This window comes from Streptomyces sp. NPDC057950, from assembly GCF_042887295.1.
GTDB classification, from domain to species: Bacteria; Actinomycetota; Actinomycetes; order Streptomycetales; family Streptomycetaceae; genus Streptomyces; species Streptomyces kaempferi.
The window spans coordinates 92,999-106,673 of sequence record NZ_JBHVPP010000008.1; the positions used below are offsets into that span (position 1 = coordinate 92,999).

Annotated in this window: 4 protein-coding genes; 1 reads left to right on the top strand and 3 read right to left on the bottom strand. The window is 73.3% G+C overall.

Features of this window, described 5'->3' with window-relative positions; all coding sequences use genetic code 11:
- The first annotated feature begins 79 nt into the window (after window positions 1–79).
- Complete coding sequence (locus ACFVTC_RS15830; RefSeq protein WP_390127211.1) at window positions 80–1,258, top strand: cytochrome P450; 1,179 nt, start codon at window positions 80–82, stop codon at window positions 1,256–1,258.
- A 183-nt stretch (window positions 1,259–1,441) separates the two neighbouring features.
- On the opposite strand, the gene ACFVTC_RS15835 is transcribed toward ACFVTC_RS15830, so the two are convergent.
- The 3 genes from ACFVTC_RS15835 to ACFVTC_RS15845 form a co-directional block, all read right to left on the bottom strand.
- Window positions 1,442–2,677 carry a macrolide family glycosyltransferase gene (locus ACFVTC_RS15835; RefSeq protein ID WP_390127213.1) on the bottom strand — a complete coding sequence of 412 codons (1,236 nt, stop codon included), beginning with the start codon at window positions 2,675–2,677 and terminating at the stop codon, window positions 1,442–1,444.
- 65 nt (window positions 2,678–2,742) lie between these two features.
- Window positions 2,743–4,050 (bottom strand): cytochrome P450, encoded by a 1,308-nt coding sequence (locus ACFVTC_RS15840; protein WP_390127215.1) that lies wholly within the window; start codon window positions 4,048–4,050, stop codon window positions 2,743–2,745.
- 212 nt (window positions 4,051–4,262) lie between these two features.
- Window positions 4,263–13,628 carry a type I polyketide synthase gene (locus ACFVTC_RS15845; RefSeq protein WP_390127216.1) on the bottom strand — a complete coding sequence of 3,122 codons (9,366 nt, stop codon included), beginning with the start codon at window positions 13,626–13,628 and terminating at the stop codon, window positions 4,263–4,265.
- Between the last annotated feature and the right edge of the window lie 47 nt (window positions 13,629–13,675).

Genomic DNA, 13,675 nt, shown 5'->3' on the forward strand with positions numbered 1-13,675 from the left:
TTTCACCAGACATCAGCGACGGACGTCCACGGTCGAGACGACCGGGACCGCTCGCTCTCGGCGCTCACCCGGAGGGTCCATGTCCGAACCGATCACCCCCTTCGTCCCGGTCGAACGGGGTGTCACCGAACACCGGCCGGCCCACGCCGCGTTACGCGCGGCCGGTCCGCTCGTGCGGGTGGAGGCGCCCGCCGGCGGCCCCGCGTGGATCGTCACCGAGGAGGACCTCGCCAGGCAGGTCCTCACGGACGCGCGGTTCGTCAAGGACCCGGGCATGGCACCGGCCGGCTGGGACCGGCGGGTGGCCGGCCTGGAGCGGCCCGCCGCCGAGCAGATGTCGGTGACCACCCTCGACGGCCCCGCGCACACGGCACTGCGCAGGGCGCACGCCCCGATGTTCTCGGCGCGCGGCATCAGCCGGTACTACGACCGGATGACCGCCATCGCCCGGGAACTGCTCGACGACCTGGCCGCGTCGGTGCCCGCCGGCTGCGCGGTCGACCTCACCGCCGACTTCACCGTCCGCTTCCCGCTGGCGGTGGTCGTCGAGGTGCTCGGTGTGCCCGCCGAGCACCTCGACCGGGCGATCACCGCGTGCCGGGACCTCTTCAGCCCGGATCCCGTCGCGTTCGGCGCCGCGCTGGCGGCCTTCGCCGAACTCGCCGACGCGGCGCTGGAGGCGGGCGCCGGAGTCGCCGCCGAGCTGCGGGACCGGCTGCCGGACGACACCGGCCGGGACGACCTGCGCTACCTCGTTCTCGTGATCATCTTCGCCGGGCAGCCGACCATGGAGGCGTTCCTGGGTTTCCTGGTGGCCCACCTGCTCGAACACGGAGTCTCCGGCACCGGCCGCAAGGCCCTCGACGAGTTCGTCCAGGAGGTGCTGCGGCGCCAACCGCCCGCCCCGTTCACGCTGTGGCGCTTCACCGCGGTCGAGGTCGAACTGGCCGGGGTGACCCTGCCCCCGCGCACGCCCGTGATGGTGGACCTCTTCGGTATCAGCGTCGACCCGGGCCGCCCGGCCGGCGGCCCGGACCTGATGTTCGGCGCGGGCCCGCACTACTGCGTCGGCGCACAACTCGCCCTGTTCCAGATGCGCGCGCTCACCGAGGTGTTCACCGAGCACTATCCGCACGCGCGCCTCGCCGTCCCCTTCAGCGGCCTGCGCCAGATCGACGGCGGCGGCGCCCTGGGCGGCAGGCTCACCGCGCTGCCGGTCGTCCTGCGTGACGAGGACCCGCGAGCGCCCGCCTCGTAGCCCCTGGCGAATCCCGCGGAAACCGGGGGCCGGTGATCACCGCTCCGCCGTCCCACGTGGCGAGGGCCGGGCGGACGGCCACGGCCTCCGTCCGCCCGCCCGATCAACGGGCTTGCGGCGCACGGGCGTTGAGCGTGGCGCATCCGTCCGGTCATGTCCGGCCGGCAGGGGGGTGGTGCGGCTCTACAACAGGCTTCCGGGACGGGGGCGTTGTTCCGCGGGCGTGGGCAGCAGTGCCTCCAGGGCCCGTGCCGCCCGCGGCGCGCCGCCGGCCCGTTCCATCACCGCGGGCATACGCCGTACCCGTTCGCGCAGTCCCGTGTCCGCGGCGGTCCGTTCCACCGCGTCCAGCAGGCTGTCCGGGGTGATCCCGGCCGGGTCGAGCAGCGTGCCGAGCCCGAGCTCGGCCGCGCGGCGGGACAGTACCCGGGTCTCCGGCACCAGCGGGACCAGCACCGGCGGGGTGCCCGCGTACAGCGACTCCATCATGCTGCCCAGTCCCGCGGCCGTGACGAAGACCTCGGCCCGCCGCAGCGCCGCGAGTTGGGGGATCCACGCGTGGGCCTCCACGTTGCGGGGCAGCGGGCCGAGTCGCCCGGGGTCGGCGCCGTTGCCGACGGTGATGACCGCGTGCCACGGCCGGCCCTCGAAGGCGCGGACGCAGGTGCGGAAGAAGTCGGCCTGGTCGTTGTAGAGGGTGCCCATCGAGAGCACGACGAGCGGCAGTCCGTCGGCGGGCGCGTCCCAGATCCCCTTCGTGTACTGCGCGGAGAAGCAGGGTCCGACGAACGCCGACTCCTCGCCGAAGGTGTCGCCGGCCGGCTGGAACTCCCGGGGCGCGTAGACCACGTTGCGGTCGGCCCGCCAGCCCACCAGGGACTCCGGGGACATGTCGATGCCGAGGTCGGCGGCGAACTTCGCGGCCAGGGAGAGGAGTTCGACCACGGCCGGGTGGTCGGTGGCGACGCCGGAGAACCCGGCGATCTCCCGCACCTGCGAGTAGTGGTCGTTGGACGCCATCGAGGGGGTGGACTGCACCGCGGGCCGGTCCCACAGCTTGCCCAGCGCGCGCCCCGCCGAGGAGACGATCATGTCGTAGAACACCAGGTCCGGCACGTCGTCGGCGAACAGCCTGCGGGCCAGTTCCGTCAGCTTCACGCTCTCCTTGAGGAAGAGCACCGCCGACCACGCCAGCACGTCGGGGGTGAGTTCCTTGTACTGCCCGGGGCTCAGTGCCCGCGTCAGCAGCGAGTCGTGGACCAGCGCGGTGGCGCCGGTCGCCCGCACGGCGGGCGCGAAGCCCTCCACGGTCAGGAAGCTGACCCGGTGCCCGCGCCGCACGAGTTCCTCGGTGACCGCCAGCGCGGGCCGCATGTGGCCCTGCGCCGGAATGTCCAGGACGAGGATGTGACCGGGCACGGGGGCCTCCTGGGAGCGCGGACCGCCGGCGCGGGAACGCGGCGCGCGGGCCCCGGCGGCGGAGCTCACCGGGTGCCCCGGGCCCGGACCGGGACGATGCCGGGGCCGCGGATGTTGCGGATGGGACGCAGCTGCGGCCGGCCGGCCAGGGCCAGCCGGGGCATGCGGGAGAACAGGTGCCGCAGGGCGAGTTCGCTCTCCAGCCGTGCCAGCCCCGCGCCCAGGCAGTAGTGGATGCCGGCCGAGAAGGCCAGGTGGTCGCGTTTGTTGGGGCGGCTCAGGTCGAAGCGGTGCGGGTCGTCGAACACAGCGGGGTCCCGGTTCGCGCCACCGATCGCGATCGCGAGCATGGCCCCGGCCGGCAGCTCGGCCTCGCCGAGTGCGACCGGCTCCTGCGCGACGCGCAGCAGCACCTGGACCGGTGGTTCGTAGCGCAGGAACTCCTCGACGGCCTCGGCGGCGAGATCGAGGTCGTCCAGCAGCAGGGCCTTCTGGTCGGGGTGCTCCAGCAGCGCGACGGCCGCCCCGGCGATCGCGTTGACCACGGTCTCGAACCCGGCGATCAGCAGCATCCCGACGAGCACGACGAGCGTACGGCCGTCCAGCGGCTCCCCTGCGGGCGCGGCCGCCGCGAGCCGGCTCACCAGGTCGTCGCCCGGCTCCCGGCGCCGTTCCTCGACGAGGGCGCCGAGGAACTCGGTCATCTCCGCCAGGGCGCGGCGTACGTCCCGCCGTTCGCCGAAGGTGCGAATACCGTCGAGTGTGTTGGCAAGAACACCGCCCCACCGTACGAAGGTGTCACGGTCCGCTCCCGGAACGGCGAACAGGTCGCATATCACTTCCAGGGGTATCCGCCGGGCGAAGTCCGCCACCAGGTCGAACTCTTCGCGTCCCGCGACCTCGTCGAGAATTCGCGTCACGACTTTCTCGACCGCCGGGGTCAGGTCCCGCATCGCGTGCGGGGTGAACAGTGGACCCGCGATCCGGCGGAGCCTGGTGTGCTCGGGCGGGTTGAGCACCAGCAGCGACTCGTCGATGGGGTGGAACAGCCGCTCCTCCTCCCCGGACGTGACCAGCCAGTCCAGGGCGCCGGGCCGTTTCCTCGTCGGCCCCACGCCCAGGCGGTGATCGCGCAGCGCGGCCCGGCTGACCGCGTGGTCCGCCGTGACGTGCAGGCCCAGCGGGTGTCGGCTCACCCTGCCCCGCGCGCGGATCCGCTCGTACTCCGGATAGGGGTCGGCGGGCGCGCGGCGGCCCAGGATCCGCATGACGGGATCACCGGACAGTGCCATCGCCCGCACCACAGTCCGCGTCGTCAGGGAAACGGCCCCCGCTCGCAGGTCACTGCCGATCCGCTCGGTACTGATCAACATACGCTCTCCGTATCCGAAATTCCCTTGAGGAACCGTCGTGCACCATCACGCACAGCACGATACGAAGCCCCGAATACCACCGTCGAGAAAACCGACGGGAATACCACGGAAACCCTGAAATCCCCTAGTCGCCCCATTCACGGGCGTTTCGAAAAGCACCCGTGAATCGGCTCGTCATCACGGCTCGCACTGCTCTCGGGCGGTCCGCGCTCCTACGACTGGTCGAGTTCCCGGCTGATCAGGTCGAACAGTTCCTCGTCGGTGGCGTCGTCGAGCCGGTCGGCCATGGAGACCCCGGACCGGGTGCCGTCGTCCGGGCCGTTCAGGCCATTCAGGCCGGCCTCCAGGTCCTCGACCTCGGTGAGGAACGCCTTGAGCCGCGCCTTGAGCAGAACCCTCAGGTCCTGTCCGGGCCCAGAGCCGATGATCTTCCCGACCGCGTTCTCCACCTCGGCCAGCAGCGCCGTGGGGTTCGCCTGCCCGCCCCCGAAGACCTCGTCCGCCAGGTGGCGGGCGAGGTCGGCGGGTGTGGGGTGGTCGAAGACGAGGGTGGTGGGCAGCCGCAAACCGGTGTCGGCGTTGAGCCGGTCGCGCAGTTCCACGGCGGTCAGTGAGTCGAAGCCCATCTCCCGGAACGCCTTGGTGGGTTCGACGCCCGACACCCCGTCGAAGCCGAGTGCCGTGGCGGCGACGCTTCGCACGTGGTCCTGCACCAGCTGGAGCCGCGCCTCGGCGGGTGCCGCGGTCAGCTTCTCGACCAGGGGGCGTGGGGCGTCGGAGCCGGTCTCCGCGTTCCCGGGCGCCGTCGCGGCGGCCCGCGTCTCCGGGAGGGCGGACAGCAGCGGGCTGGGACGGCGGGCGGTGAACGGTGCGAGGAACCTCTCCCAGTCGACGTCGGCCACCACCACGGTGGCGTCGCCGACGTCCAGCGCGCGTCCGAGGCCGGTCAGCGCCCGGTCCGGATCCATCACCCGCAGACCCCGGCGCACCAATTCCGCGGCGCCCTGCTCCGAGACCATCCCTCCGCCGCCCCAGGGGCCCCAGGCGACGGCGGTGCCGGCAAGACCCCGGGCCCTGCGCCGCTCGACGAGGGCGTCGAGGTGGGCGTTGGCCGCGGCGTACGCCGACTGCCCACCACTGCCCCACACACCCGCGATCGAGGAGAACACCACGAACGCCGACAGATCCAAGTCCCGGCTCAACGCGTCGAGATGACCGGCACCCACCGCCTTCGCGGCCAGCACCGCGGCGACCCGCTCCGGAGTCAGCCGGTCGATCAGATCGTCGTCCAGCACACCCGCGGCATGGAACACCGCGTCGACCGGATGCCGGGACAACAGGCTCGCGACCGCCTCAGCGTCAGCCGTGTCGCACGCCTCCACCACGACCCGCGCCCCCAACACCTCCAACTCACCGACGAGTTCGGCCGCGCCCGGGGCGCCGGTTCCGCGACGGCTGGTGAGGACGAGCTCACTCGCACCCCGCCCCACCAGCCACCGGGCCACCCGCGCGCCGACTCCGCCCGTGCCTCCCGTCACCAGCACCCGTTCCGGAGCGCGCCAGCCGTCGGCCGAGGGCCCCCAGACCGGTGCGCCACCGGGCAGCGGGGCGTGGGAGAGCCGCCGGGCGAACAGCGCCGCACCGCGTACGGCCACCTGGTCCTCGGCGCCGTCGGTGACGACCGCGGCCAGGCTCGCGAGGACACTCCGGTCCACGGATTCCGGCAGGTCGACGAGGCCGCCCCACCGGTCGGGGTGCTCCAGGGCGGCGACCCGGCCGAAACCCCACAGGGCGGCCTGCGCCGGATCGACGACACCTTCGGACGGGGTGCCCACGGTGACGGCGCCGTGGGTGAGCTGCCACAGCGGCGCGCTCACGCCCGCGTCACCCAGCGCCTGGACGAGCGTCAGGGAGGCCGTCACGTCCGCGGGCCGGCTCAGGATCCCGACGACCGGATCGCCCGCCACTGCCGCCTCGGACAGGACACGGCCCAGTTCGGCACGGCCGGCGTCGGAGTCGTAGGCGATCCGCTCCACACCGGGGAGGAACTCCTCGATGCCGTCGAGCACCGGGCCTTCGCCGGTCGGCTGGAGCAGCAGCCGGCGGCCGGGGTCCGGGGCGGCGGGTGGCGGTGCGGTGGAGGACTGCCATTCGACGCGGTAGCGCCAGCCGTCGACCCGACTGCGCTCGGCAGCGCCCTGCCGCCAGGCAGACAAGGCCGGTACGACGGAGTCGAGTTCGGCCTCGGCCACGCCCAGGACCCCGGCGAGTTCGTGGGCGTCGCCGCGTTCCACGGCCTCCCAGAAGCTCGCGTCCAGCGGGTTCGTACTCGTCCCGGACGGGCGGTGTGCGGCGGGCCGGGGCCAGAATCGCTCACGCTGGAAGGCGTACGTCGGCAGTTCCACCCGCCGCGCCCCAAAACCGGCCAGCAGTGCGGGCCAGTCGACGGCGGCACCGTGTGCGAACGCCCGCGACACCGCCGCCATGACGGTGTCCGTCTCGGGGCGGTCCTTGCGCAGGACGGACGCGAACAGCATGTCCTCGTCGCCGGAGACACTGGACTGCGCGAGGGCGGTGAGGGTGCCGTCCGGGCCGAGCTCCACGAACCGGGTGACACCGTTCGCGGCCAGCCACCCGATCCCGTCGGCGAACCGTACGGCCTCGCGGACATGGCGGACCCAGTACTCGGCGGACTCCAACTCCCCCGCACCGGCGGCCTGTCCGGTCACGTTCGAGACGACCGCGATGCGGGCCGGCGCGTAGGTGACACTCTCCGCGACCGTGCGGAACTCCGCGAGCATCGGCTCCATCAACGGCGAGTGGAAGGCGTGCGAGACACGCAGACGGGAGGTACGGCGGCCCAGGGCGGCTGTCTCCTGCGCGACCGCCTCCGCCGCGGTCTCGACACCGGAGACCACCACCGAGCGCGGGCCGTTGACCGCGGCGATCGACACCCCTTCCGCCAGCAGCGGAAGGACTTCATCCTCGGTGGCCTCCAGCGCGAACATCGCCCCACCGGAGGGGAGTTGCTGCATCAGACGGCCCCGCGCGGACACCAGACGGCACGCGTCCTCCAGCGAGAACACTCCGGCCACGTGCGCGGCGGCCAGCTCGCCCACTGAATGGCCCACCAGGAAGTCGGGGCTCATCCCCCACGACTCCACCAGCCGGAACAGCGCCACCTCGATCGCGAACAACGCGGGCTGCGTCCAGCCCGTCCCGTTCAGCAGATCCGCGTCCGCACCGAACACCACCTCCCGCAACCCCTCGTCCACGTGCGCGCACACCGCGTCGAAGGCCTCGGCGAACACCGGATACGAGTCATACAACTCCCGGCCCATACCGAGGCGTTGCGCGCCCTGGCCGGAGAAGAGGAAGGCGAGCTTGCCCTCGGTCACGGTGCCGCGCGCCACGCTCGGCACCGTCTCGTCGCGGGTGACGGCGGCCAGGCCCGCGAGCAGTTCCTCACGGTCTGTGCCGCGCACCACCGCACGGTTGCCGAAGGCCGACCGTGACCCGACGAGCGACAGGGCCACATCGGCAGGGGCCGACTCCGGGCGAGTCCGCAGGTGGTGCAGCAGTCGGTCCGCCTGGGCCCGCAGCGCGGCGGGGCTCTGCCCGGACACCACCCACGGGGTGACGGGCAGCGGCCGGCCCGCGGCCGGCTCTTCCTCGACGGCGGGGTCCGGTGCCTGTTCCAGCACCACGTGCGCGTTGGTGCCGCTCAGTCCGAACGAGGAAACACCCGCGCGGCGGGGACGGTCCGTCTCCGGCCACTGCGCCGACTCGGTCAGCAGCCGTAGGTCACCGGCTTCCCAGTCGATGTGGGTCGAGGGTGCGTCGATGTGAAGGGTGGCGGGCAGCACGCCGTGGCGCATCGCCTCCACCATCTTGATCACGCCCGCCACACCCGCGGCGGCCTGCGTGTGACCGATGTTCGACTTCACCGAGCCGAGCCACAACGGCCGTTCGGCGTCACGGTCCTTGCCATAAGTGGCGAGGAGCGCCTGCGCCTCGATCGGGTCGCCCAGCGACGTACCCGTGCCGTGCGCCTCCACCGCGTCCACGTCCGACGGCGACAGTCCCGCACTCGCGAGCGCGGCCCGGATCACCCGCTGCTGCGAGGGACCGTTCGGCGCGGTCAGGCCGTTCGACGCGCCGTCCTGGTTGACCGCCGAGCCACGTACGACGGCCAGGACGGGGTGGCCGTTGGCGCGGGCGTCCGACAACCGCTCCACGAGCAGCACGCCGACACCCTCGCCCCAACCCGTACCGTCCGCGCCTTCGGCGAAGGCTTTGCACAGGCCGTCGCCCGCCAGCCCGCCCTGCCGGCTGAACTCCACGAACGCACCCGGCGTCGACATCACGGTCACGCCGCCGGCCAGTGCGAGGTCGCACTCCCCCGACCGCAGCGCCTGCACGGCCAGGTGCAGGGCGACCAGCGACGACGAGCACGCCGTGTCCACGGTCACCGCGGGCCCTTCCAGACCCAGCACGTACGACACCCGGCCGGAGAATACGCTCGCCGCGTTACCGGTGCCGACGTAGCCACCGAAGTCACCGTCCGACAGCGACAGCAGCGCCGGGTAGTCCTGGCCGTTCGTTCCCGCGAACACGCCGGTCCGCGAACCGCGCAACGACCGCGGGTCGATACCGGCCCGCTCCACAGCCTCCCACGACGACTCCAGCAGCAGGCGCTGCTGCGGGTCCATCGCCAGCGCCTCACGCGGTGACACTCCGAAGAAGCCCGCGTCGAACGAGCCCACACCCGACAGGAATCCGCCCACCCTTGCGAAGTCCGCGGCGTCGTATCCGTAGACCGCGCCGAGACCTTCCCAGCCACGGTCGTCGGGGAAGCCGGTCATGCCGTCGCGTCCCTCCGACAGCAGGCTCCACAGGGTCTCCGGGGAGTCGGCTCCGCCGGGGAACCGGCAGGCCATCCCGACGATCACCACGGGGTCGCCGGCCACCGCCACGCTCACGGACGCGCCGGGCGCCTCGTCGACGGCGCCGCCCAACTCGCCGTACAGGAACACCGCCAGAGCCGCCGGAGTCGGATGGTCGAACACCACGGTGGCGGGCAGCCGTACCCCGCACTCCGCGCCCAGTACGTTGCGCAGCTCCACCGCGATGAGCGAGTCCACGCCCAGTTCGCGGAACGCGCGGTCGGCCGGAACCGCTTCCGGCCCGGCGTGACCCAGCACCGCCGCCGCACGAGCACGGATCAGGTCCACGGCGGCCCGGACGCCCGCCTCGCGCGGGAGAGCTGCGATGCGGGCGCCGGGGCTGTCCGTGCCGTCCGGCGACGGCCGGTCGGCGGACGGGGAGGGGGTGGCCTCCGGAAGTTCCCGCAGGAGTGCGCTCGGCCGGATCGATGTGAAGGCCGGTGCGAACCGGGGCCAGTCGATGTCGGCCACGAACTCGGTGGTCACACCCGAGTCCAGGGCCGTCGCGAGGGCGGCGACGGCCAGGTCCGGGTCGAGTGACGCCACGGCGCCGCGGCCGCGCCTGCGGCCGCCCGTGGCGTCGGCGGCCATACCGCCACCGGCCCACGGGCCCCAGGCGACGGAGGTGGCGGGCAGCCCCTCGGCGCGACGGCGCTCGGCGAGCGCGTCGAGGACCGCGTTGGCGGCGGCGTACGCGCCCTGTCCGGCGTTGCCCATGACGCCGGCGAGCGACGAGAAGAGGACGAAGGCGGACAGTTCCCGGTCCCGTGTCAGTTCGTCGAGGTGCAGGGCCGCCTCGGCCTTGGCCCGCATGACGTGCCGGATGCGCTGGGGATCGGTGCCGCCGATGACGGCGTCGTCGAGGACGCCCGCGGTGTGCAGCACGGCGTCGACGCGGTGCCGTTCGAGGAGCGCGGCGACCTCTTCCCTGACGGACACGTCGGCCGCGGCGACCGTGACCCGCGCGCCCATCTCACGGAGGGCTGTTTCCAGTTCCGGGGCGCCGGGCGCGTCGGGGCCGCGCCGGCTCACCAGGACGATGTCCTCGGCACCACGCTCGACCGCCCAGCGCGCGACCCGGGCGCCGATGGCGCCCGTGCCTCCGGTGACGAGGACCGTTCCCCGTGGCTGCCAGGCGTCCAGCGGGGCGGGGCGGGGCCTGGACAGCCTGCGGCCGAAGACACCGGAGTCGCGGACCGCCACCTGGTCCTCGCCGCACTCGGCGGACTCGGCGGACGCACCGAACGCGCCGCCTCCGCCGGGCAGTTCGGTGAGGACCGCGGCGAGCCGTGCGACCGCCCGTTCGTCGAGGTCGTCCGGGAGGTCCACGAGTCCGCCCCAGAGGTCGGGGTGTTCGAGGGCCGCGACCCGGCCGAGTCCCCACACCGCCGCCTGTTCGGGTGCGGTGAGCACGTCGGAGCGTCCCACGGAGACGGCGCCGCGCGTCAACGACCACACCGGACCGCGCAGTCCGCTGTCCGTGAGCGCCTGGACCAGTGTGGCCGTGGCCGCCGCCACCCCGGTCCGGTCCTCGGCCAGCGGGAGCAGGGACAGGACGGCCGTGACGGGTCCGAACTCGTCGTGGGCGTCACGGAGTCGGGCCGCCAGGTCCGCTCGGCCCGTCTCGGACGCGGGGTGCGGCACCTCGATCCGCCGCAGCTCGAACCCGTGCCCCGCGAGCCCTTCGATTACGGTGCGGACGGTGGCGTCGGCCCGCTCGTCGCGCACCTGCGGGACGAGCACCAGCCGCGGGCCCGGGGGCGGCGCGAGCGCGGGCGTGGTGCCGGAGAACCGGGCCAGCGGCTTCCAGGTGACGGCGTAACGCCAGGAGCCGGCGCCGGGCTTCGGCCTCGGCGTGGACGGGTCGAGCCAGTAACGCTCGCGCTGGAAGGCGTACGTGGGCAGTTCCACGGCCGCCGCACCGGTTCCTGCGAAGAACGTCTCCCACCCGACCGGCGCACCATGTGCGTGCAGACGGCCCAGGGCGCGCAGGACGGTCGCCGGTTCGGAGCCGGTCTTGTGCAGTACGGGGGTGAAGAGCATCCCGTCGTCGGAGGGGACGCAGGGCTGGGCGAGGGCGGTGAGGGTGCCGTCGGGGCCTAGCTCCACGAACCGGGTGACACCGTTCGCGGCCAGCCACCCGATCCCGTCGGCGAACCGTACGGCCTCACGCACGTGCCGCACCCAGTACTCGGCCGACTCCAACTCCCCCGCGCCGGCGGCCTGTCCGGTCACGTTCGAGACGACCGCGATGCGGGGCGGCGCGTAGGTGACACTCTCCGCGACCGTGCGGAACTCCGCGAGCATCGGCTCCATCAACGGCGAGTGGAAGGCGTGCGAGACCCGCAAACGGGAGGTACGGCGGCCCAGGGCGGCTATCTCCTGCGCGACCGCCGCCGCCGCGGTCTCGACACCGGAGACCACCACCGAGCGAGGGCCGTTGACCGCCGCGACGGACACCCCTTCCGCCAGCAGCGGCAGGACCTCGTCCTCGGTGGCCTCCAGCGCGAACATCGCACCACCTGAGGGGAGTTGCTGCATCAGACGGCCCCGCGCGGACACCAACCGGCAGGCGTCCTCCAGCGAGAACACACCGGCCACGTGCGCGGCGGCGAGTTCACCGACTGAGTGCCCCATCAGGAAGTCGGGCCGCACACCCCACGACTCCACCAGCCGGAACAGCGCGACCTCGATCGCGAACAACGCGGGCTGCGTCCAGCCCGTCTCGTTCAGCAGATCCGCATCCGCACCGAACACCACACCTCGCAACCCGTTACCGAGCTGCGCGCACACCGCGTCGAACGCTTCGGCGAACACCGGATACGAGTCGTACAACTCCCGGCCCATACCACGACGTTGCGCGCCCTGGCCGGAGAAGAGGAAGGCGAGCTTGCCCTCGTCGCGGCTGTGGCCGGTCGCCGTCCGGGGGGTCGTCTCGTTCTCGGCGAGGTCGCGCAGGCCGTCGAGGAGGTCGGTGCGGTCGCCGCCGAGGACGACGGCGCGGTGGTCGAACGTCGACCGGGTGGTCAGCAGCGACCAGCCGACATCGACGGAGCTGTGGTCGGGACGTCCGGTGAGGAAGGCCGACAGCACGCGGGCCTGGGCGCGCAGGGCTTCCGGGGTGCGGGCGGAGAGGAGCCACGGGACCACGGGCGGTGCGGCGACGGGGGCCGGGTCGTGTGCCGGGTTCTCTGTCGGAACCGGAACCGGAACCGGAACCGGGACTGGGACCGGGACCGGGGCGGGTGCGGGTGCGGGTGCGGGGGTGCCCTGTTCCAGGATGACGTGGGCGTTGGTCCCGCTGACGCCGAAGGCGGAGACCGCCGCGGTGCGGGGGCGGCCGGTCTCGGGCCAGGCGCGTGGTGCGGTGAGGAGGCGGACCTCGCCCGCCTCCCAGTCGATGTGGGTCGAGGGTGCGTCGACGTGGAGGGTGGCGGGCAGCACGCCGTGGCGCATCGCCTCCACCATCTTGATCACGCCCGCCACACCCGCGGCGGCCTGCGTGTGACCGATGTTCGACTTCACCGAGCCGAGCCACAACGGCCGTTCGGCGTCACGGTCCTTGCCGTAGGTGGCGAGCAGGGCGTGGGCCTCGATCGGGTCGCCCAGGGACGTGCCGGTGCCGTGCGCCTCCACCGCGTCCACGTCCGACGCGGACAGTCCCGCACCGGTCAGTGCCGCGCGGATGACGCGCTGCTGGGAGGGACCGTTCGGCGCGGTCAGGCCGTTCGACGCACCGTCCTGGTTCACCGCCGAACCCCGCACCACCGCCAGCACGGGATGACCATTGGCGCGCGCGTCCGACAACCGCTCCACGAGCAGGACGCCGACACCCTCGCCCCAACCCGTACCGTCCGCACCCTCCGCGAACGCCTTGCACCGCCCGTCGCCCGCGAGGCCGCCCTGCCGGTCGAACTCGGCGAACACGTCGGGGGTGGACATCACGGTCACGCCGCCGGCGAGTGCGAGGTCGCACTCCCCCGACCGCAGCGCCTGCACGGCCAGGTGCAGGGCGACCAGCGACGACGAGCACGCCGTGTCCACGGTCACCGCGGGCCCTTCCAGACCCAGCACGTACGACACCCGGCCCGAGACCACGCTCGCGGCGTTGCCGGTGAGCAGGTGGCCCTCGATGCCCTCGGGCAGCTCACGTCCGGTCGCGGAGCCGTAGTTCTGGTTGCTGCATCCGACGAAGACCCCGGTGCGGCTGCCGCGTACGGCGGCGGCGTCGATGCCCGCCCGTTCCAGGGCCTCCCAGGACGCCTCCAGGGTGAGGCGCTGCTGCGGGTCCATGGCGAGGGCCTCGCGGGGCGAGATGCCGAAGAAGCCGGCGTCGAACTCGGTCGCGGAGGCCACGAATCCGCCGCGCGGGGCCGCCGTGTCGGTGGGGGTCACGGCCGGGTCCCAGCCGCGGTCCTCCGGGAATCCGGTCATCGCGTCCCGGCCGTCGGCCACGAGCCGCCACAGGTCCTCGGGCGAGTGGACGTCTCCCGGATAGCGGCAGGCCATGCCGACGACGGCCACCGGTTCGGTCGCCGCGCGGGCGAGGCGGTCGTTCTGCTTGCGCAGCCGCTCGTTCTCGACCAGCGACGCGCGCAGGGCCGCGACAACGCGTTCCTCGGAGGTGGGCATACTCAGCTCCACTGTTCTTGCTTCGGGCTTCGGCGGGCGGGGTGGGC

Excerpts from the sequence above, each read along its gene's own strand:
- ACFVTC_RS15830 (WP_390127211.1), top strand. The coding sequence starts at position 80 with ATGTCCGAACCGATCACCCCCTTCGTCCCGGTCGAACGGGGTGTCACC.
- ACFVTC_RS15840 (WP_390127215.1), bottom strand. The coding sequence starts at position 4,050 with ATGTTGATCAGTACCGAGCGGATCGGCAGTGACCTGCGAGCGGGGGCC.
- ACFVTC_RS15845 (WP_390127216.1), bottom strand. The coding sequence starts at position 13,628 with ATGCCCACCTCCGAGGAACGCGTTGTCGCGGCCCTGCGCGCGTCGCTG.